This is a genomic window from Pseudomonas sp. YH-1 (assembly GCF_051990045.1).
Lineage (GTDB): Bacteria > Pseudomonadota > Gammaproteobacteria > Pseudomonadales > Pseudomonadaceae > Pseudomonas > Pseudomonas nicosulfuronedens.
The window spans coordinates 6,263,934-6,284,102 of the sequence record NZ_CP178184.1; the positions used below are offsets into that span (position 1 = coordinate 6,263,934).

The 20,169-nt window shown below is 63.4% G+C and carries 23 protein-coding genes; 1 reads left to right on the forward strand and 22 read right to left on the reverse strand.

Going from position 1 to position 20,169, the window contains the following annotated elements; genetic code table 11:
- From ACKI1H_RS28940 to trmJ, 17 genes are all read right to left on the reverse strand, one after another.
- Positions 1–645, reverse strand: coding sequence for a YfgM family protein (locus ACKI1H_RS28940; protein WP_138524989.1), 645 nt, complete (start codon positions 643–645; stop codon positions 1–3).
- A 23-nt stretch (positions 646–668) separates the two neighbouring features.
- A complete protein-coding gene (hisS, locus tag ACKI1H_RS28945; RefSeq protein ID WP_138524987.1) occupies positions 669–1,958 on the reverse strand; it encodes a histidine--tRNA ligase in 1,290 nt (429 codons plus the stop codon).
- 18 nt (positions 1,959–1,976) lie between these two features.
- On the reverse strand, positions 1,977–3,089 hold the full coding sequence (gene ispG, locus ACKI1H_RS28950; protein WP_138524985.1) for a flavodoxin-dependent (E)-4-hydroxy-3-methylbut-2-enyl-diphosphate synthase: 1,113 nt from the start codon (positions 3,087–3,089) through the stop codon (positions 1,977–1,979).
- Position 3,090: 1 nt separating this feature from the next.
- Positions 3,091–4,128, reverse strand: a complete 1,038-nt coding sequence (locus ACKI1H_RS28955) for a RodZ domain-containing protein (protein WP_440467097.1) — start codon at positions 4,126–4,128, stop codon at positions 3,091–3,093.
- Positions 4,125–4,883, reverse strand: a complete 759-nt coding sequence (gene pilW / locus ACKI1H_RS28960) for a type IV pilus biogenesis/stability protein PilW (protein ID WP_138524981.1) — start codon at positions 4,881–4,883, stop codon at positions 4,125–4,127. The genes ACKI1H_RS28955 and pilW overlap by 4 nt, the downstream gene beginning before the upstream one ends.
- A 16-nt stretch (positions 4,884–4,899) precedes the next feature.
- Positions 4,900–6,048 carry a 23S rRNA (adenine(2503)-C(2))-methyltransferase RlmN gene (gene rlmN, locus ACKI1H_RS28965; RefSeq protein ID WP_138524979.1) on the reverse strand — a complete coding sequence of 383 codons (1,149 nt, stop codon included), beginning with the start codon at positions 6,046–6,048 and terminating at the stop codon, positions 4,900–4,902.
- A gap of 27 nt (positions 6,049–6,075) precedes the next feature.
- Entirely contained in the window at positions 6,076–6,507 is a 432-nt protein-coding gene (gene ndk, locus ACKI1H_RS28970; RefSeq protein WP_024762960.1) for a nucleoside-diphosphate kinase, read from the reverse strand.
- 250 nt (positions 6,508–6,757) lie between these two features.
- Complete coding sequence (gene iscX / locus ACKI1H_RS28975; RefSeq protein ID WP_017522288.1) at positions 6,758–6,958, reverse strand: Fe-S cluster assembly protein IscX; 201 nt, start codon at positions 6,956–6,958, stop codon at positions 6,758–6,760.
- Positions 6,959–6,972: 14 nt separating this feature from the next.
- Positions 6,973–7,311 carry an ISC system 2Fe-2S type ferredoxin gene (fdx, locus tag ACKI1H_RS28980; protein WP_081515975.1) on the reverse strand — a complete coding sequence of 113 codons (339 nt, stop codon included), beginning with the start codon at positions 7,309–7,311 and terminating at the stop codon, positions 6,973–6,975.
- Between the two features lie 6 nt (positions 7,312–7,317).
- A complete protein-coding gene (gene hscA, locus ACKI1H_RS28985; protein ID WP_440467098.1) occupies positions 7,318–9,177 on the reverse strand; it encodes a Fe-S protein assembly chaperone HscA in 1,860 nt (619 codons plus the stop codon).
- Positions 9,178–9,221: 44 nt separating this feature from the next.
- Positions 9,222–9,743 carry a co-chaperone HscB gene (gene hscB, locus ACKI1H_RS28990; RefSeq protein WP_440467099.1) on the reverse strand — a complete coding sequence of 174 codons (522 nt, stop codon included), beginning with the start codon at positions 9,741–9,743 and terminating at the stop codon, positions 9,222–9,224.
- 8 nt (positions 9,744–9,751) lie between these two features.
- Positions 9,752–10,075, reverse strand: coding sequence for an iron-sulfur cluster assembly protein IscA (gene iscA, locus ACKI1H_RS28995; RefSeq protein ID WP_017522292.1), 324 nt, complete (start codon positions 10,073–10,075; stop codon positions 9,752–9,754).
- A 26-nt stretch (positions 10,076–10,101) separates the two neighbouring features.
- Positions 10,102–10,488, reverse strand: coding sequence for a Fe-S cluster assembly scaffold IscU (gene iscU / locus ACKI1H_RS29000; protein ID WP_015478505.1), 387 nt, complete (start codon positions 10,486–10,488; stop codon positions 10,102–10,104).
- Between the two features lie 27 nt (positions 10,489–10,515).
- Positions 10,516–11,730 (reverse strand): IscS subfamily cysteine desulfurase, encoded by a 1,215-nt coding sequence (locus ACKI1H_RS29005; RefSeq protein ID WP_138524974.1) that lies wholly within the window; start codon positions 11,728–11,730, stop codon positions 10,516–10,518.
- Between the two features lie 28 nt (positions 11,731–11,758).
- Positions 11,759–12,253 (reverse strand): Fe-S cluster assembly transcriptional regulator IscR, encoded by a 495-nt coding sequence (gene iscR, locus ACKI1H_RS29010; RefSeq protein ID WP_088419609.1) that lies wholly within the window; start codon positions 12,251–12,253, stop codon positions 11,759–11,761.
- Between the two features lie 140 nt (positions 12,254–12,393).
- Positions 12,394–13,173, reverse strand: a complete 780-nt coding sequence (cysE, locus tag ACKI1H_RS29015; protein ID WP_440467100.1) for a serine O-acetyltransferase — start codon at positions 13,171–13,173, stop codon at positions 12,394–12,396.
- Positions 13,166–13,945, reverse strand: coding sequence for a tRNA (cytosine(32)/uridine(32)-2'-O)-methyltransferase TrmJ (trmJ, locus tag ACKI1H_RS29020; protein WP_138524972.1), 780 nt, complete (start codon positions 13,943–13,945; stop codon positions 13,166–13,168). Before trmJ ends, cysE begins: the two co-directional genes overlap by 8 nt.
- Before the next feature lie 147 nt (positions 13,946–14,092).
- Between trmJ and suhB the strand changes: the two genes are divergently transcribed.
- A complete protein-coding gene (suhB, locus tag ACKI1H_RS29025) occupies positions 14,093–14,908 on the forward strand; it encodes a type III secretion system regulator SuhB (protein WP_138524970.1) in 816 nt (271 codons plus the stop codon).
- A gap of 210 nt (positions 14,909–15,118) precedes the next feature.
- Here suhB and ACKI1H_RS29030 read toward each other — a convergent pair whose 3' ends face one another.
- The 5 genes from ACKI1H_RS29030 to tgt all read right to left on the reverse strand — a co-directional run bounded on the left by ACKI1H_RS29030 (position 15,119) and on the right by tgt (position 20,168).
- A complete protein-coding gene (locus ACKI1H_RS29030) occupies positions 15,119–15,655 on the reverse strand; it encodes a glycine zipper 2TM domain-containing protein (protein ID WP_138524969.1) in 537 nt (178 codons plus the stop codon).
- Between the two features lie 159 nt (positions 15,656–15,814).
- On the reverse strand, positions 15,815–16,732 hold the full coding sequence (gene secF / locus ACKI1H_RS29035) for a protein translocase subunit SecF (protein ID WP_138524967.1): 918 nt from the start codon (positions 16,730–16,732) through the stop codon (positions 15,815–15,817).
- 10 nt (positions 16,733–16,742) lie between these two features.
- Positions 16,743–18,605 carry a protein translocase subunit SecD gene (gene secD / locus ACKI1H_RS29040; RefSeq protein ID WP_440467101.1) on the reverse strand — a complete coding sequence of 621 codons (1,863 nt, stop codon included), beginning with the start codon at positions 18,603–18,605 and terminating at the stop codon, positions 16,743–16,745.
- A 64-nt stretch (positions 18,606–18,669) separates the two neighbouring features.
- Positions 18,670–19,011 (reverse strand): preprotein translocase subunit YajC, encoded by a 342-nt coding sequence (gene yajC / locus ACKI1H_RS29045; RefSeq protein ID WP_017522301.1) that lies wholly within the window; start codon positions 19,009–19,011, stop codon positions 18,670–18,672.
- A 38-nt stretch (positions 19,012–19,049) separates the two neighbouring features.
- Positions 19,050–20,168: a tRNA guanosine(34) transglycosylase Tgt gene (gene tgt / locus ACKI1H_RS29050; protein WP_138525109.1), complete on the reverse strand. Its 1,119-nt coding sequence runs from the start codon at positions 20,166–20,168 to the stop codon at positions 19,050–19,052.
- Position 20,169: the final 1 nt, after the last annotated feature.

The following is a 20,169-nucleotide window of genomic DNA, read 5'->3' on the forward strand; positions in this document are numbered from 1 at the left end:
TCAGGCGTCTCCCTTGGCCAGGTCGTCGAGTTTCATCTGCAGCGCGCCTACGGCAGCATCTTCCGGCAGGGCAGCCTTGGCCTTTTCGTAGGCGACGCGGGCGTCGTCATTGCGCTTGAGCTGCAACAGCAGGTCGCCACGCAGCTCTTCGCGGGTGGCAACGTAGGCTTTGTCGACGTTGCCGTCGAGCAGCTTCAGACCCTCTTCGGCCTTGCCCTGGGCAGCCAGGACACGGGCCAGGCGCTGGCGGGCCAGCTCGCCGAGGGTAGCGTCAACCGGCTTGTCGACCACGGCCTTGAGCTCAAGGGCGGCGTCATCCAGCTTGCCGCTGTCCACCGCGACCTTGGCGACGAACAGGCGGCCGTACTGGGCGTACGGAGTGCCGGCGAAGTCGGTATTCAGCTTGCCAGCGAGCTCGGCGACCTTGGCGGTGTCGGGCTTGCCAGTCGGGTTCAGCGCAGTTTCCAGCAGGGCCTGGTAAATGATGGAGGCACCCTGGGACTGGTTGTTCTGGTACTTTTTCCAGGCCTGCCAGCCGAACACCACGATCAGCGCCAGAGCGGCGCCGGTCAGCAGGGGCATGCCGTTACGCTGCCACCAGTCCTTGATGTCAGCGATCTGTTCTTCTTCGGTACGGTTACTCACCCCAATACTCCTATCCGCTCGATTCAGGCCTGCTGGAGGCAGGCAGCCAGGTGCTCGGGCAGAGCATCCCAGGCGATATTCTGTTGTTCGCCCTCGCCACGCAGGGGCTTGAAACCTACCACGCGGTTGGCCAGTTCGTCGTCACCCAGAATCATTGCGAACTGTGCGCCGCTCTTGTCGGCCTTCTTGAACTGGCTCTTGAAGCTGCCGGCACCGGCGTTGACCAGCAGACGCAGGCCCGGAATGGCCTCACGCAGCTTCTCCGCCAGGGTCAGCGCAGCCAGCTCGGCCGGCTCGCCAAAGGCGCAGACATAGAGGTCAGCCGGACGGTTCAGCTCGGCCGGGACCACGCCCAGGGTTTCCAGCAGCAGCACCAGGCGTTCCACGCCCATGGCAAAGCCAACGCCCGGCGTCGGCTTGCCGCCGAACTGGCTGACCAGGCCGTCATAGCGGCCCCCGCCGCAGACGGTGCCCTGGGCCCCGAGCTTGTCGGTGACCCATTCGAAAGCGGTGCGGCAGTAGTAGTCCAGGCCACGTACCAGCTTCTGGTTGATTTCGTAGCGCAGGCCGACCGCATCCAGGCGGGCCTTCAGACCCTCGAAGTGAGCGATCGACTCATCGTCCAGGTAGTCGTGCAGGCTCGGCGCGCCGACCAGCAGGGCCTGGGTACTCTCGACCTTGCTGTCGAGGATGCGCAGCGGGTTGGTGGTCATGCGGCGCTGGCTGTCTTCGTCCAGCTGCTCGAAGCGTTCCTGCAGGTAGGCCACCAGGTCATCGCGATAGCGCGCGCGGGCTTCGCTGGAACCCAGGGTGTTCAGCTGCAGGGTCACGGCGTCGGCCATGCCCAGCTTCTGCCACAGTCGCCAGGTGAGGATGATCAGTTCGGCGTCGATGTCCGGGCCGGGCAGGTTGAAGACTTCCACGCCGATCTGGTGGAACTGGCGATAGCGGCCTTTCTGCGGCTTCTCGTAGCGGAACATCGGGCCGGTGTACCACAGCTTCTGTACCTGGCCGCCGCCCGACAGGCCATGCTCCAGCACAGCGCGTACGCAGCCCGCAGTGCCTTCCGGACGCATGGTCAGGGATTCGCCGTTGCGGTCGAGGAAGGTGTACATCTCCTTGTCGACCACGTCGGTGCCCTCGCCGATGCCGCGGGCGAAGAGCTCGGTGAACTCGAGGATCGGCAGGCGGATCTCGCTGTAGCCGTAGCTGTCCAGCAGGCCGGCGAAGGTGCGTTCCAGATAGCGCCAGGCCGGGGTCTGGTCCGGCAGGATGTCGTTCATGCCACGGATGGCTTGCAGGGACTTGCTCACTTAGGATCCTTGTTGCGGTCAGCCGCGCACGATGAGTGCGGCGTCGGCCTCGGCCTTCTCGGCCGCTTTTTCGCGGATCAGCCGTTCCAGCTCATCCACCAGGTTATCGTTCTGCAGCTTCTGCGCCGGCTTGCCGTCGATATAGATCAGGTTGCTCGGGGTGCCGCCGGTGAGGCCGATGTGGGCCTCCTTGGCTTCGCCCGGCCCGTTGACCACGCAGCCGATCACGGCGACGTCCAGCGGCACCAGCAGGTCCTCCAGGCGGCCTTCCAGCTCGTTCATGGTCTTGACCACATCGAAGTTCTGCCTCGAGCAGCTCGGGCAGGCGATGAAGTTGATGCCACGGGAGCGCAGGCGCAGCGACTTGAGGATGTCGAAGCCGACCTTGATCTCTTCCACCGGGTCGGCGGCGAGCGAGATGCGGATGGTGTCGCCGATGCCTTCGGCGAGCAGCATGCCCAGGCCCACGGCGGACTTCACGGTACCCGAGCGCAGGCCACCGGCTTCGGTGATCCCCAGGTGCAGGGGTTGCTCGATCTCTTTGGCCAGCAGGCGGTAGGCGGCGACGGCCATGAACACGTCGGAAGCCTTCACGCTGACCTTGAAGTTCTGGAAGTCCAGGCGCTGCAGGTGGTCGACGTGGCGCATGGCCGACTCCAGCAGAGCTTCCGGGGTCGGCTCGCCGTATTTCTTCTGCAGGTCCTTCTCCAGCGAACCGGCGTTGACGCCGATGCGAATCGGGATGTTCTTGTCGCGGGCGGCATCCACCACGGCCTTCACACGATCTTCGCGACCGATGTTGCCGGGGTTGATACGCAGGCAGTCGACGCCCAGTTCGGCCACGCGCAGGGCGATCTTGTAGTCGAAGTGGATATCGGCAACCAGCGGGACCTTCACCTGCTGCTTGATCTTGCCGAACGCCTCGGCGGCGTCCATGTCCGGCACGGAGACGCGGACGATGTCGGCGCCTGCGTCTTCCAGACGACGGATCTGGGCCACGGTGGCTGCCACATCCAGCGTGTCGGTGTTGGTCATGCTCTGCACGGCGATGGGGGCGTCCCCACCCACCGGCACGTTACCCACCCAGATCTTGCGGGACAGGCGACGTTTGATCGGAGACTCGCAATGCATCTTACTGTCCACCCAACTTCAGGCGAGCGGTGCCACCGCGCGCCGGTGTGACTTCGACCGGCTGGCCGTTGTAGCTGACCTGGGCGCCCTGGGCGAAGCCCAGGCGCAGCTGGACCGGTGCCTTGGCGGCGACTTCCAGCGAATCACCCTTGCGCTTGAGGCCCTCGAGGACAACCTTGCCATCGGCATCGGTCACCTGGGTCCAGCAATCGGCGCTAAATTGAACCTTGACCACGCCCTGGCCAGCGGAAGCGACCACCGGAGCGGCAGGCGCCTCGGTCGGAGCCGCAGGGGCAACCGGAGCGGCCGGGCTGGCCGGAGCGACGGGCTGCTGTGCAGCCGATTGCTGGGCAGGGGCCTGCGGGACCTGGGCCGGAGCGGTTTCGGCAACGGACGGGGCACCCGGAACTGCCGGGGCAGTAACGGCCGGCGGAGTGCCTTCGGCCGGGGCTTCGGCACTGCCGGTATCGCCGGCCGGCTCGGTCGGAACCACCGGAGTGTTGGCCTGGTCCTCGGCGACAGCCTGGTCTTCCGGCTCGTCGAGGGTGTGGATTTCGGTAGTGCCGTCGGCGCTTTCGACCTCGACATGCTCCATGTTCAGGCTACCGGTCTCGGCCGGGCGCGCAGCACGCTCCTGCCACCAGAAGTAGCCGAAGCCGATGAGCACGGCCAAGAGTGCCAGGCTGAACAGGCGCAGCAGGTTACGCGACAGACGTACCGGCTCGACCACGCGGCCGAGCGCCTGGACGTTGCTGCCGGTGGCGTCGGTGCCGGTGTACTGGTCGAAGGCAGTGACCATCTGGGCCTGGTCCATGCCCAGCAGCTTGGCGTAGGCGCGGATATAGCCACGGGCGAAGGTGTGGCCCGGCAACTGGTCGAACGAGCCCTGCTCCAGTTGGCGCAGTGCATTCTCGGTCAGGTTCAGCTGGCCGGCGACCTGAGCGGTGCTCCAGCCCTTGTTCTCGCGCGCCTGGCGCAGGGTTTCGCCAGGGTTGGCGCGGGTCGTGCCGATGACATCGGACTGCGACGTATTCATCATTTATCCGCCTGGTATGCCTGGTATTCAGGAGAAGCGGGATACAGGCGCTTGAGTTGCAGCCCGTAGCTGGCAGCGGTATCCCGGTCGTCGTAGATCTTTGCCAGTCGAATCCCCAGCAGCAGGCTGCGCGCGGTCTGCGGGCCCCGCTTGAGGTATTCCTCGTAGTAGGCGCGAGCCGGCACGTACTCGCGATCCTGGTAGTTCAGTTCAGCCGACTCGAGCAGCGCGCCCGTCGAATTGCGATTCAGGCGGATGGCCTTCTCGAAGAATTCCTTGGCCTGCGCCCGGTTGTTCAGCTTCAGGCTTACCAGACCGAGGTTCTCGAAGACGCGCGAACGCTCGGAATAGAGCCCGTCTTCGGTAGCCTTCATGTAGGTGTCGTAGGCCTCCTGGTAGCGCTTCTGCTCGAACAGGAAACCGCCGTAGTTGTTCAGGATGCGCGCATCGCCCGAGCGCGAGGACAACGCCTTGCGGAACTCGCTCTCGGCGAGCTTGGGCTCTTTCTCGACCTGATAGACCACAGCCAGGGCAGCGTGGGCGTCGGCGCTGGACGAATCGATGTCCAGGGCCTGGCGCAGCGGCACCTTGGCCTGCTCGGTATTGCCCATCTGCAGGTAACCGATGCCCAGCTGGATGTAGGCGTCACGCGCCTCGTTCCGGCCCTTGTCGGTCTTCAGAGGATCCTGTTTACCAGTCGTCACGCAACCCGTCAGCACGGTTGCCAACAGTAAGCACAGCGCGGCGCGCAGGGTCATCGGAATCCTCCCTAGTTCAGTTTCGGTTGGTAGCTGGCGCGGCCTGGTCGGCATCGGCGGCCAGCTGACGTACGGCAATATAACGTTCGCTGCGGCGGGTGCGGTCCATCACCTGGCCTACCAGCTGACCACAGGCGGCATCGATATCGTCGCCACGGGTGGTACGAACGGTCACGTTGAAGCCGCTCTTGTGCAGCATGTCCTGGAAACGGCGAATGGCATTGTTGCTCGGACGCTCGTAACCGGAATGCGGGAACGGATTAAACGGAATCAGGTTGATCTTGCAAGGGAAATCCTTGAGCAGTGCGATCAGCTGCTCAGCATGCTCGGGCTGGTCGTTGACACCGGCCAGCAGGGTGTACTCGATCGTCAGCACGCGTTCCTTGCCCAGGCGCGTGATGTAGCGGTAGCAGGAATCGAGCAGCATCTCGAGCGGGTACTTCTTGTTGATCGGTACCAGCTTGTTGCGCAGTTCGTCGTTGGGCGCGTGCAGTGACAGGGCCAGGGACACATCGGTCACTTCGGCGAGCTTGTCGATCATCGGCACCACGCCGGAGGTGGACAGGGTCACCTTGCGCTTGGAAATGCCGTAGCCGAGGTCTTCCATCATGATGCTCATGGCGGTCACGACATTGTCGAAGTTCAGCAGCGGCTCGCCCATGCCCATCATCACCACGTTGGTGATGGCACGGTCAATCTTGCCCGGGATAGTCCCGAACGACTGGTTGGCGATCCACACCTGACCGATGATCTCGGCGGAGGTCAGGTCGCTGTTGAAGCCTTGCTTGCCGGTGGAGCAGAAGCTGCAGTCCAGCGCGCAACCGGCCTGCGACGACACACACAGGGTGCCGCGGCCGCCTTGCGGGATGTACACGGTCTCGACGCAACTGCCCGAAGCCACGCGCACCACCCACTTGCGGGTACCGTCAGCGGAAATATCCTGGCTGACGATCTCCGGAGGACGAATTTCGGCAACGGCCTCGAGCTTTTCGCGCAAGGCCTTGCCGACGTTCGTCATGGCGCTGAATTCGACAGCGCCAAAGTGGTGAATCCATTGCATCACCTGGCCGGCGCGGAAGCGCTTTTCACCGATGGACTCGAAGAATTCCTCGAGCTGGGGCTTGGTCATACCCAGCAGGTTGGCCTTTACAGCGGTATCAGTCATGGATTCACCCTCGCTCATTCGCCGTTATCAGCGAATGCGCTCGCACACCTCGGTGCTGGAGAAGAAGTAAGCGATTTCGCGGGCAGCCGAAGCTTCCGAGTCGGAACCGTGTACGGCGTTCTCGTCGATGGAAACGGCGAAGTCGGCGCGGATGGTGCCAGCGTCGGCTTTCTTCGGATCGGTGGCGCCCATCAGCTCACGGTTGCGCAGGATGGCGTCTTCGCCTTCCAGGACCTGAACAACGACCGGGCCGGAGGTCATGAAGGAAACCAGGTCCTTGAAGAAGGGACGCTCTTTGTGCTCGGCGTAGAAACCGCCAGCTTCGCGCTCGGACAGCTGAACCATCTTGGAAGCGACAACGCGCAGGCCGGCTTTCTCGAAGCGGGTCAGGATTTCGCCGATGACGTTCTTGGAAACGGCGTCGGGCTTGATGATGGAGAAGGTACGTTGCAGGGCCATGGAAATAACTCCGAAAAGCAAGGTTGGTAATGCCAAGAAGCCCCTGGCGTGGCCAGGAGCTCCTGCGATTCTAGGGTTTGCCGCGCGCCGCGCCCGATGGGCGGAAGCCGCGAAACCGGCCCGACTGCGACAGGGCCGGCGACTGGAAAATTCCCGCGGGGAATTTTTCGACAGCTCACCTAAAGATAAAACCCGCGAATTATACGCGGGTTCATGACAAATGGGTACGCGGCTCTGGTGAGCCGCGACCTCAGTCGGCTTCTTCGATCCAGGCGGCCTGGATGGCCTCCAGGACCTTTTCCCCGCCGCGGGAAGGATCGTCGCTGAACTCCGGCAATGCCAGCACCCAACGGTGCAGATCGACGAAATTCACGTAGCGCGGATCGACGTCCGGCTTGGATTCGGCCAGCTGGATGGCGATTTCGAGCACATCAACCCATTTCAGACTCATGCGAACGCTCCGCCTCAGTGACCTTCGGACACCTGGTTGATGGTGTATTTCGGAATTTCCACCACCAGATCGGTCTCGCCGACCACCGCCTGGCAGGACAGGCGCGAATCCGGCTCCAGACCCCAGGCCTTGTCCAGCATGTCGTCTTCCAGCTCGTCGGAGGCCTCCATGGAATTGAAGCCTTCACGCACGACCACGTGGCAGGTGGTGCAAGCACAGGACATCTCGCAGGCGTGCTCGATCTCGATGCCGTTGCGCAGCGCCGCCTTCATGATGGTTTCGCCCGGCTGGGCTTCGATCACGGCACCTTCGGGGCAGTGTTCGGCGTGGGGCAGAAAGACAATCTGCGGCATCTTCGCTTATTCCTCGATTTCGTTGAGCCGGCGACCGGCCAGTGCGGCTTTGACGGTGGCGTCCATACGGCGCGCGGCAAAGGCGTCGGTCAGCTGGGACAGACGCTTGATCTGTAGTTCGATGGCACCGGCATCGCTGCCGGCAGCCAGCTCGCGCAGCGAGTCCATGCCGGCATCGATGACCAGGCGCTCATCGGCTTCCAGCAGGCGCTCGCCGTCGGCATCCAGCGCGGACTGCACGGCCTCCAGCAGACGCTGGGCTTCAACCTGCTGCTCGCGCAACGTGCGGGCGGCCATGTCGTCGCCGGCGTACTGGAAGGAATCCTGCAGCATGCGGGCGATTTCGCCATCGGTCAGGCCGTAGGAAGGCTTGACCTGGATGCTCGCCTCGACACCGGAGGACAGCTCGCGGGCGGAAACGCCCAGCAGGCCATCGGCATCGACCTGGAAGCTGACGCGGATCTTCGCCGCGCCCGCCACCATCGGCGGAATGCCGCGCAGCTCGAAGCGCGCCAGGGACCGGCAGTCCTTGACCAGCTCACGCTCGCCCTGCAGCACGTGAATCATCATGGCCGTCTGGCCATCCTTGTAGGTGGTGAATTCCTGGGCACGCGCCACCGGGATAGTGGTATTGCGCGGAATCACCTTCTCCATCAGCCCGCCCATGGTTTCCAGGCCGAGCGACAGGGGAATCACATCCAGCAGCAGCAGCTCTTCACCGCGTTTGTTGCCCGCCAGGGCATCGGCCTGGATAGCGGCACCGATGGCGACCACCTGATCCGGATCGATATCAGTCAGCGGCTCGCGACCGAACAGCTCGCCCACCAGCTCGCGAACGCGAGGCACGCGAGTGGAGCCACCCACCATGACCACGGCGCTGACTTCTTCCAGTTCGATGCCGGAATCACGCACGGCACGACGGCAGGACTTGAGGCTGCGCTGGACCAGCGGGTCAATCAGCGAATCCATCTGGGCGCGAGTCAGCTCACCGGCCCAACTGTCGTAGGCTACGGCAACGCTGGCACTGTCGGTCAGGGCTTCCTTGGCAGCACAGGCAGTCTGCAGCAGACGGCGCTGGGCACCCGGATCGAGGTCAGCCGAGATACCAGCCTGCTCGATGATCCAGCCGGCGATGACATGGTCGAAGTCGTCGCCGCCCAGGGCAGTGTCGCCACCGGTGGCCAGGACCTCGAAGACACCACGGGTCAGGCGCAGGATGGAGATATCGAAAGTACCGCCGCCCAGGTCGTAGATGGCAACCAGGCCTTCGGCATTCTTGTCCAGGCCATAGGCCACAGCGGCAGCGGTCGGCTCGTTGAGCAGACGCAACACGTGCAGACCAGCCAGGCGCGCAGCGTCCTTGGTGGCCTGACGCTGGGCGTCATCGAAATAGGCGGGAACAGTGATCACCGCCCCCACCAGCTCGCCACCCAGGGTGGATTCGGCGCGCTGACGCAGGACGCGGAGGATTTCCGCCGAAACTTCCACGGGGCTCTTGGCGCCCTGGACAGTCTCGATGAAGGGCATGTGCGATTCGCCCTGGGTGAAGCGGTACGGCAATTGGCCGCCCAGCTGCTTCACGTCCTCGAGGCCGCGCCCCATGAAGCGCTTGACCGAGATGATGGAGTTCAACGGGTCTTGCGAGGCAGTGGCGCGCACGCTCTCACCCACCTCGATGCGATCGGCGAGGTAACGCACTGCCGAAGGCAGGATCACTTCGCCGCGGTCGTCCGGCAACGGCGCCGCGACGCCGCTGCGCACGGCAGCGACCAGGGAATTCGTGGTGCCCAGGTCAATCCCCACTGCCAGGCGACGCTGGTGTGGCTGGGGGCTTTGTCCGGGCTCGGCGATCTGCAGTAGGGCCATGCGGTTTCTAATCAGGCTATCGGGCGCGGCGCGAGCCGCGCGAATTAATCGTCGAGTCGCTCTTCCAGCTGCCGCACTTCCTGCGCCAGCTTGTCGAGGAACTGCATGCGACGCACCAGGCGCTCAGCCAGGTCACGGCGGGCGGCGTCATCCCAGCAATCGGCGAAATCCTCTTCCAGCCGTTGCTGGGCGGACTTCAGCTGACGCTTGAACTGCGCCACACCGTCGAGATCGGCGCTTTCCTGCAGGTCTTCCAGGTCCTCGCGCAGCTGCATCTGCTGCAGGAGGAACTCCGGATCCTGCACCGTGGCTTCCAGCGGCAGCGCATCGCCGCGCAGGGCCAGCAGGTACAGGGCACGACGCGGAACGCTCTTCAGCGTCTGGTAGGCATCGTTGAGTTCGGCGGCCTTGGCCTGCGCCAGTCGCTGCTCGCGCTCGGAAGCGTCGGCGAAACGGTCCGGATGGACGGTGCGCACCAACTCCCGGTAGCGATTGCCAAGGGCTTCCAGATCGATCCGGAAGCCCGGCTGCAGGTCGAACAGCGCGAAGTGACAGGGACTACCCACACCCAGCCTCAGACGTTGAAGCTTTCGCCGCAGCCACACTCACCGCGCACGTTCGGGTTGTTGAACTTGAAGCCCTCGTTGAGGCCTTCCTTGGTGAAGTCCAACTCGGTGCCGTCGAGGTAGACCAGGCTTTTCGGGTCAATGATGACCTTCACGCCGTGGCTCTCGAAGACCTGATCCTCGGCTGCCAGCTCGTCGACGAACTCCAGCACATAGGCCAGCCCGGAACACCCGGTGGTGCGCACGCCAAGACGAATGCCCTCGCCCTTGCCGCGCCCCTCGAGGGAGCGGCGAACGTGATTGGCGGCGGATTCGGTCATGCTGATGGCCATGGGAACTCCTTACTCAACGAATCGCTTCAGAGCAGACCTTTCTTCTGCTTGTAGTCGCGCACGGCCGCCTTGATGGCGTCCTCGGCGAGTACCGAGCAGTGGATCTTCACCGGCGGCAGGGCCAGTTCTTCGGCGATGGTGGTGTTCTTGATGGATTCGGCTTCGTCCAGGGTCTTGCCCTTCATCCACTCGGTGGCGAGGGAGCTGGAGGCGATGGCCGAACCGCAGCCGTAGGTCTTGAACTTGGCATCTTCGATAACGCCCTGCTCGTTGACCTTGATCTGCAGGCGCATCACGTCGCCGCAGGCCGGCGCACCGACCATGCCGGTGCCGACGTCCGGATCTTCGGCATTGAGCTTGCCGACGTTGCGCGGGTTTTCGTAGTGGTCGATGACCTTGTCACTGTAAGCCATGGCTAATCCTCACTTCTATGGGGCGGGTCAGTGGGCCTGCCATTCGACCTTGGACAGGTCGACACCCTCTTTGAACATATCCCACAGCGGCGAGAGCTCACGCAGCTTGGAAACGGCTTCCACCACCTTCTTGGCGGCGTAATCGACCTCTTCTTCAGTGGTGAAGCGGCCGAAGCTGAAACGGATAGAGCTGTGCGCCAGTTCGTCATTGCGACCCAGGGCGCGGAGCACGTAGGACGGCTCCAGCGAGGCCGAGGTACAGGCGGAACCGGACGAAACGGCCAGGTCCTTGAGCGACATCATCAGCGACTCGCCTTCAACGTAGTTGAAGCTGACGTTGAGGATGTTCGGTGCGTAGGAAGTGGGGCTGCCATTGAGGTACAGCTCTTCCAGGTCCTGAACCTGATCGAAGAAGCGCTTGCGCAGGCCTTCGATGCGGGCCATTTCCTGGTGCATTTCTTCCTTGGCGATGCGGAAGGCCTCGCCCATGCCGACGATCTGGTGGGTCGCCAGGGTACCCGAACGCATGCCGCGCTCGTGTCCACCGCCGTGCATCTGGGCCTCCAGGCGCACGCGCGGCTTGCGGCGCACGTACAGCGCACCCATGCCTTTGGGGCCGTAGACCTTGTGGGCAGAGAAGGACATCAGGTCGACCTTGAGTTTTTCCAGGTCGATATCCACCTTGCCGGCCGACTGGGCGGCGTCGACGTGCAGCAGAATGCCGCGCGAGCGGGTCAGCTCGCCGATGGCGGCGATGTCGTTGATGCTGCCGACTTCGTTGTTCACGTGCATGACCGAGACCAGGATGGTGTCGTCACGCAGGGCGGACTCGACCATCGCCGGGGTGATGATGCCCTCGGGAGTCGGTTCCAGGTAGGTCACTTCGAAGCCTTCGCGCTCCAGCTGGCGGCAGGTATCCAGGACCGCCTTGTGCTCGATCTTCGAGGTGATGATGTGCTTGCCCTTGGTCGCGTAGAAGTGCGCGACACCCTTGACGGCGAGGTTATCGGACTCGGTAGCACCGGAAGTCCAGACGATCTCACGGGGGTCGGCATTGACCAGTTCGGCGACCTGGCGACGGGCGTTCTCAGCTGCTTCCTCGGCCTTCCAGCCGAAGAGGTGGGAACGCGAAGCCGGGTTGCCGAAATTGCCGTCAACCAGCAGGCAGTCGGCCATTTTCTGAGCGACACGCGGATCCACCGGGGTGGTGGCGGAGTAGTCGAGGTAAATCGGCAATCTCATCAGGTAACTCCTACAGGCGGGCGTTCGCTCAATCGATGGCGGACGCTTCAATCTTGTCGAGGCGCAGCGGCTTACTGCCCGAGCAACGACGCTCGTCCTGGCGCTGGGCGACCTCTTGAACTTCGCGGCGCTCGACCAGGTCGGCCAGGCTGATGCCGCTGAGGAACTCGTGAATCTGCTGGCTGAGGTCACACCACAGATGGTGGGTCAGGCAGGTATCGCCGGAGTGACAGTCGCCCTGCCCCTGACAGCGGGTAGCGTCGACCGACTCATTGACCGCATCGATCACCTGGGCGACGTGGATGCCGGTCATGTCGCGGGACAGCTGGTAGCCGCCGCCCGGACCACGCACGCTGACCACCAGGTTGCCACGGCGCAACTTGGCGAACAGCTGTTCCAGGTAGGACAGGGAGATACCCTGGCGCTCGGAGATATCGGCGAGAGAAACCGGGCCACGCTGGGCGTGCAACGCCAGATCGAGCATGGCGGTGACGGCATAGCGGCCTTTGGTGGTCAATCGCATGGGGAAATCCGGAAGAATCGCTGGTATGGCGGGAGTATGCTCTTTTCCGACTATTTAAGTCAACTATAAGACCTATTACTTTAGTCGGAATTAGCCAGCGAACGGCGGCATATTGTAGCAGCAATGCAAGGGCCGGCGCATCACTGCGCCGACTTGCTGCTCTCTTCGTCCTTGACTCCGGCGAAATCCTCTTCCCGCAGAACCGGAAGATCTTTCGCACAGTAGTCACTGCCCAACGCTGTCAGCGCCTTGCACATGCCTTCCAGGCGACCGTCGACCGCCTGCAGGTGGTCGAGCAACTGGCCAATGGCGCGGGCCACCGGGTCAGGCATGTCCTGGCCGACGCCGTAGGCATCGAACCCGAGCTTTTCTGCCATGGCCTGGCGCTTGGCGGCCTGATCCGCGTCATCCTTGACGATGATGCGGCCCGGAATACCCACAACGGTGGCTCCCGGCGGCACCTCTTTGGTCACCACGGCATTGGAGCCGACCTTCGCCCCGGCACCGACGGTGAACGGCCCAAGCACCTTGGCGCCCGCACCCACCACCACGCCATCGGCCAGGGTCGGGTGACGCTTGCCCTTGTTCCAGCTGGTGCCCCCCAGGGTCACGCCCTGATAGATGGTCACGTCGTCGCCGATCTCGGCGGTTTCGCCAATGACGATGCCCAGGCCGTGATCAATGAAGAAGCGGCGACCGATCTTCGCGCCCGGATGGATCTCGATGCCGGTCATCCAGCGACCGAAGTTCGACACCATGCGCGCCAGCCATTTCCAGCCGGACGTCCACAGGCCGTGGGCCAGGCGGTGCAACCAGACAGCATGCAGCCCCGGGTAGCAGGTGAGCACCTCGAAGGCGTTGCGAGCCGCCGGATCACGATGGAATACGCTTTGAATATCTTCGCGTACACGCTCAAACATCTTCATCACTCCGCTTGGAAAGCTCCCCACGGGCAGCTTTCTGTGTCTCGGTGAGAATACCCCGCAGGATATTCATCTCCAGCTTGCTGACGCCGCTGCGGCCGTACAGGCGGCGCAGGCGCGACATCAGGTGGCGCGGTTTCTGCGGATCGAGGAACTGGATATCCACCAGGGTCGACTCCAGGTGCGCGTAGAAGCGCTCCAGTTCGTCCGACGTCACCGGAACGCTGTTGAGCATCGCGGTGGACTCGACCTTTTCCTGCTTGGTCGGCTGCCCCTGGACGGCCAGCCAGGCCATGCGCACCTCATAGACCAGCACCTGCACCGCCGTCGCCAGGTTCAGCGAGCTGAACTCGGGATTAGCCGGGATGTGCACATGGAACTGACATCGCTGCAGCTCCTCATTGGTCAGGCCGGCGTACTCGCGACCAAACACCAAAGCGACCTCGCCACCCTGCTGGATGTGCTCCAGGCTGGTGGTGGCGCACTCGCGGGGATCTAACAGCGGCCAGGGGATGCGGCGATCGCGGGCGCTGGTGCCGAGCACCAGGCTGCAGCCCGCCAGGGCATCTTCAAGGGTGGGAACGACCACGGCCGCGTCGAGAATGTCATCAGCACCGGAAGCGCGCGCACGCGCCTCACCGCTGGGGAAATCCATCGGATCGACCAGCACCAGGCGCGACAGCCCCATGTTCTTCATCGCACGGGCCGTACCGCCGATATTGCCGGGATGGCTGGTGTTGACCAGCACCACGCGAATTTTGTCGAGCAACGCGCGACTCCACACAAAAAGCGAAAAAGGGAGGGAATCCTACCGCAGCAGTGGGTCTTGCGCCACGCAGGCGACAGGTCGCTCTATGAACGCTGGCGCTTTCTGCTAGAATGTCCGGCTTTCTTTAACGACCCAGGTGACCTCTCCATGCAGCCTATGCTGAATATCGCCCTGCGCGCCGCTCGCAGCGCCGGTGAACTGATCTTCCGCTCCATCGAACGCCTGGACACCCTGTCGGTCAACGAGAAAGAAGCCAACGACTACGTCACCGAAGTCGATCGCGCGGCCGAGCTCTCCATCGTCACCGCCCTGCGCAAGGCCTACCCGAACCACGGGATCATGGGCGAAGAAGGCGGCATGCTCGAAGGCAGCGGCGAAGGCGCCGATTACCTGTGGATCATCGATCCGCTGGACGGCACCACCAACTTCATCCACGGCGTTCCGCACTATGCCGTCAGCATCGCCTGCAAATACCGCGGTCGCCTCGAGCACGCCGTGGTCCTCGACCCGGTCCGCCAGGAAGAATTCACCGCCAGCCGTGGCCGTGGCGCCGCGCTGAACGGCCGTCGCCTGCGCGTCAGCAACCGCAAGAGCCTGGAAGGCGCCCTGCTCGGCACCGGCTTCCCGTTCCGCGACAGCCAGATGGATAACCTGGACGCCTACCTGGGCATGTTCCGCAGCCTGGTCGGCCAGACCGCCGGCATCCGCCGCGCCGGCGCCGCCAGCCTGGACCTGGCCTACGTCGCCGCCGGCCGTTACGACGCATTCTGGGAATTCGGCCTGTCCGAGTGGGACATGGCCGCTGGCGCCCTGCTGATCCAGGAAGCGGGGGGCCTGGTGAGCGATTTCACCGGCGGTCACGAGTTCCTGGAGAAGGGCCAGATCGTTGCCGGCAACACCAAGTGCTTCAAGGCGCTGCTGACCAGCATCCAGCCTCACCTGCCGCCGTCGCTCAAGCGCTGAGCCTGAGCCTCGACGAAAAAGCCCGGCAATGCCGGGCTTTTTTTGTGCCTGCGGGAATGTCATGCCCGCCCGCAGGGACAGCCGGCTCGCGAAGCTTTCATCCTGCGACCAGAGGGTTGAGGCGGCTCGCGAGCAAGCTCGCTCCTACAACAAACAGAAAAGAAAAAGGCGCCCGATGGGCGCCTTTTTCCGTTCACTCCTGGCGACTGCTTATTGCTGACCCAGGATCAAACGGCCGCTCTTGTCGACCGGTATCTGCGAGCCCGGATCGCGGTCCATGCGGACCTGACCGGCCTTGCCGTCAAGCAGGTACTTCACGTCATAGCCGACAACCTTCTCGCTGGTGTCATTGACGGTACTGCAACGGGTTTCGGTGGTGGTGTAGGTGTCACGCTCCTGCATGCCTTCCTGCACCTTGTTGCCCGCATAACCGCCGCCGATGGCGCCCGCCACGGTGGCGATCTTCTTGCCGTTACCGCCGCCGATCTGATTACCCAGCAGGCCGCCAGCGATGGCGCCGATCGCCGTACCGGCGATCTGATGCTGGTCCTTGACCGGACGCTGGTGGGTCACCGCCACGTCCTTGCAGACCTGACGCGGATTCTTGATGGTTTCCTTGACCGGCTGAACGGCGAGCACCTCGGCGTATTCGGGCGCGCGGTCCACCAAGCTGTAGGTAGCCACGGCGCCACCGGCAGTCACGCCTACAGCGCCCAGCACGGTACCGATTAGCAACGACTTGTTCATAGGGTTCTCCTGGTCTTTCTTCTCATTCGGGCCTTGCCCTTTACCCTGCCTTGGAGCCGTCCATTTGTAAGAAAGTTCCGGCCTATACGTGACACAGTGCCTACAAACAAAAACTCCCGCCGAAGCGGGAGTTTTCAGTGGAAGGCCGGAAGCGCTCTATTACGGGCGCTCGTCGACTTCCTTGCTCGGCGGAGGAATCAGGTCCTCGCTGGACAGGTTCAGCCAGATCAATACCACGTTGGCGATGTAGATCGACGAGTAGGTACCCGCCATGACACCGACGAACAGGGCGATGGAGAAGCCGAACAGGTTGTCGCCACCAAAGAACAGCAGAGCAGCGATGGCCAGCAGGGTCGACACCGAGGTGGCGATGGTCCGCAGCAAGGTCTGGCTGGTCGAGATGTTGATGTTCTCGATCAGGCTGGCCTTGCGCAGTACGCGGAAGTTCTCGCGTACCCGGTCGAAGATCACGATGGTGTCGTTCAGCGAGTAGCCCACCACCGCCAGCACCGCGGCGAGCACAGTCAGGTCGAAGGTGATCTGGAAGAACGACAGCACGCCCATCACGATGATGGCGTCGTGGATCAGCGAGAGGATCGCACCCAGGGCGAACTTCCACTGGAAGCGGAAGCCCACGTACAACAGGATGCCGCCCAGCGCCAGGAGCATGCCGAGGCCACCCTGGTCGCGCAGCTCTTCACCCACCTGCGGGCCGACATACTCGACGCCATTCACCTTCGCCGGATTGGAAGCATCGGCCTGCTGCAGCGCAGTGGCGACCTTCTTGCCCAGTTCAGGGTCTTCGCTGGGCATACGCACCAGCACGTCCTTGGTATCACCGAAGCTCTGTACCACAGCTTCGCTGTAACCGGCGGCAACCAGCTGTTCACGCACCTTGGAGAGGTCGGCAGGCTGCTCGTAGCTCAGCTTGATCGACGTACCGCCGGTGAAGTCCAGGCCGAAGTTGATGCCTTTGAATACCCAGCTGCCAAGGGCGATCAGGGTCAGGAGCAGGGTCGCGGCGAACGCAATGTTGCGCACGCCCATGAAGTTGATAGTACCGATCTTGATATTCATCTCTGGCCCCTTAGATCCACAGCTTCTTAACGTCGCGGCCGCCGTAGATCAGGTTCACCATTGCGCGGGTGACCAGAATGGCAGTGAACATCGAGGTGAGAATACCCAGGGACATGGTCACGGCGAAGCCCTTCACCGGGCCGGTGCCCATGGCGTAGAGGATGCCGCCGACCAGCAGCGAGGTCAGGTTGGCGTCGATGATCGCAGTGAAGGCACGGTTGAAGCCCTCGTGGATCGCCCGCTGCGTCGACATGCCCGCCGCCAGTTCCTCGCGTATCCGCGAGAAGATCAGCACGTTGGCGTCCACCGCCATACCCATGGTCAGTACGATACCCGCGATACCCGGCAGGGTCAGGGTCGCACCGAGGATCGACATCAGCGCCACCAGCATGACCATGTTGAAGCCCAGGGCCACGGTGGCGATCACGCCGAAGAAGCGGTAGATGACGATGATGAACAGGGAAACGAAGACCATGCCCCACAGGGAAGCGTCGATACCCTTGGCGATGTTGTCCGCCCCCAGGCTCGGGCCGATGGTGCGTTCTTCGGCGAAGTACATCGGCGCGGCCAGGCCGCCAGCGCGCAGCAGCAAGGCCAGTTCCGAGGACTCGCCCGGGGCGTCCAGGCCGGTGATGCGGAACTGGTTGCCCAGCGGCGACTGGATGGTCGCCAGGCTGATGATCTGCTTCTCTTCCTTGAACGCCGGAACGGCGACATCCTGCTCGACGCCGTCGACGACCTGCTTGGTATAGCGGGTGATCGGCTTCTGCTCGATGAACACCACGGCCATGCTGCGGCCGACGTTGTTGCGGGTGGCACGGTTCATCAGCTCGCCGCCGTGGCCATCCAGACGGATGTTCACCTGCGGACGACCGTTCTCATCGAAGCTGGCGCTGGCGTCGGTGACCTGGTCACCGGTGATGATCACGCCGCGCTCCAGGCTTGCCGGCGGGCGACGCGGCTCGCGGAACTCGAAGGTCTCGGTGGAGGACTTGATCGCATCCGGCTCGGCGGCCAGACGGAACTCCAGGTTGGCGGTCTTGCCGAGGATACGCTTGGCTTCGGCGGTATCCTGCACGCCCGGCAGCTCGACGACGATGCGGTTGGCGCCCTGGCGCTGCACCAGCGGCTCGGACACGCCCAGCTCGTTCACGCGGTTGCGGACGGTGGTCAGGTTCTGCTTGATGGAGTATTCGCGGATCTCAGCCAGCTTGGTGGCGGTCATGGCCAGGCGCAGGACCTGCAGGCCATTACGCTCGCTCTGGGTAGCTTCGAAATCGCGGAAATCCTTGGCGATGATCGACTTGGCCTTGTCCAGGTCCGCGTCTTCGGTGAAGCCGAGCTGGATGCCACCATCCTGCACGGGCAGGCTGCGGTAGCGCACGCGCTCTTTACGCAGGGCGCTCTTGACCTCGTTCTCGTAGACCTTCAGGCGGGCGTCGACCGCCTTGTCCATGTCCACTTCCAGCAGGAAGTGCACACCACCGGACAGGTCGAGACCCAGTTTCATCGGGTGGGCGGCGATATTGCGCAGCCAGTTCGGAGTGGTCTGGGCCAGGTTCAGGGCAACTACGTAGTCGTCACCCAGCGCGCGGCGGACGATGTCCTTGGCCGGCAGCTGGTCTTCCTGCTTGGCGAGGCGGATCAGGCCGCTGTTCTTGCCCAGCGAGCCGGCCTTGACAGCGATACCTGCGTCGGCGAGAGCCTTGCTGGCCTTGTCGACGTCGGCCTGGGTGACCTGCAGCGCGGTGCTCGCGCCACTGATCTGGACGGCCGGATCGTCAGGATAGAGGTTGGGTGCGGAATAGATGAAACCAACGGCCAGGACCGCCAGGATCAGCAGATACTTCCACAGGGGATACTTGTTGAGCATGACACCGCCCGTTATGACGCGGGGCGCATCTTGCGCCCCGTCGGTTGGGTTTCTAAGTGGAGGATCAGATCGCCTTCAGGGTGCCTTTCGGCAGGGTCGCGGCGATCGCGGCCTTCTGGAACTTCAGCTCGACGTTGTCGGAAACCTCGACGACGACGAAGTCCTCGGCGACCTTGGTCACCTTGCCGGCGATACCGGCGGAAGTGACGACTTCATCGCCCTTCTGCAGGCCGGACAGCAGGTTCTTGTGCTCCTTGGAGCGCTTGGCCTGGGGACGCCAGATCATCAGGTAGAAGATGACCAGGAAACCGACCAGGAAAATCCACTCGAAGCCAGTGCCGGCCGGGCCTGCAGCAGCGGCGGGAGCTGCTGCGTCAGCGTAGGCAGCGGGAATCAGAAAACTCATTGGAAACTCCTGTCTCAAAGCTTTTTCGATGAATAAGGTCAGTCCGCCAGCGGCGGCACGGGAAGGCCGCGCTTGGCGTAGAAGGCGTCGACAAAGTTCGCCAATGTACCCTGTTGGATTGCCTCGCGCAAACCAGCCATAAGCCGCTGATAATGCCGCAAGTTGTGGATGGTATTGAGCATGCTGCCGAGCATTTCGCCGCACTTGTCCAGGTGGTAGAGGTAGGCGCGGGAGAAGTGCTTGCAGGTGTAGCAATCGCAGGTCGGGTCCAGCGGAGACTCATCGTGCTTGTGCACCGCGTTGCGAATCTTGATCACCCCGGTGTCAACGAAAAGGTGGCCATTGCGCGCATTGCGGGTGGGCATGACGCAGTCGAACATGTCGACGCCCCGGCGCACACCTTCCACGAGGTCTTCGGGTTTGCCCACACCCATCAGGTAACGAGGTTTGTCAGCCGGCATGTGCTGGGGCAGGAAGTCCAGCACGCGGATCATCTCTTCCTTGGGCTCGCCCACCGACAGGCCGCCGATGGCCAGACCGTCGAAGCCGATTTCCTGCAGGCCCTCGAGCGAACGCATGCGCAGCTCTTCGTGCATGCCACCCTGAACGATGCCGAACAGCGCCGAGGGGCTGTCGCCGTGGGCGGTTTTCGAGCGCTTGGCCCAGCGCAGCGACAACTCCATGGAGCGCTTGGCAACGTCGAACTCCGCCGGATACGGGGTGCATTCGTCGAAGATCATCACGATGTCCGAGCCCAGCGCGCGCTGCACGGCCATGGACTCTTCCGGGCCCATGAAGACCTTGGCGCCGTCTACCGGAGAGGCGAAGTACACACCCTCTTCCTTGATCTTGCGCAGCGCGCCCAGGCTGAAGACCTGGAAGCCGCCGGAGTCGGTGAGGATCGGCCCCTTCCACTGCATGAAGTCATGCAGGTCGCCGTGCTTCTGGATCACCTCGGTGCCCGGACGCAGCCACAGGTGGAAGGTGTTGCCGAGGATGATCTGCGCGCCGATGCCTTCGATGTCGTGCGGGAGCATGCCCTTCACGGTGCCGTAGGTACCCACCGGCATGAACGCCGGGGTTTCCACCACGCCGCGAGGGAAGGTCAGGCGGCCGCGACGGGCCTTGCCCTCGGTGGCCAGCAGTTCGAATTTCATG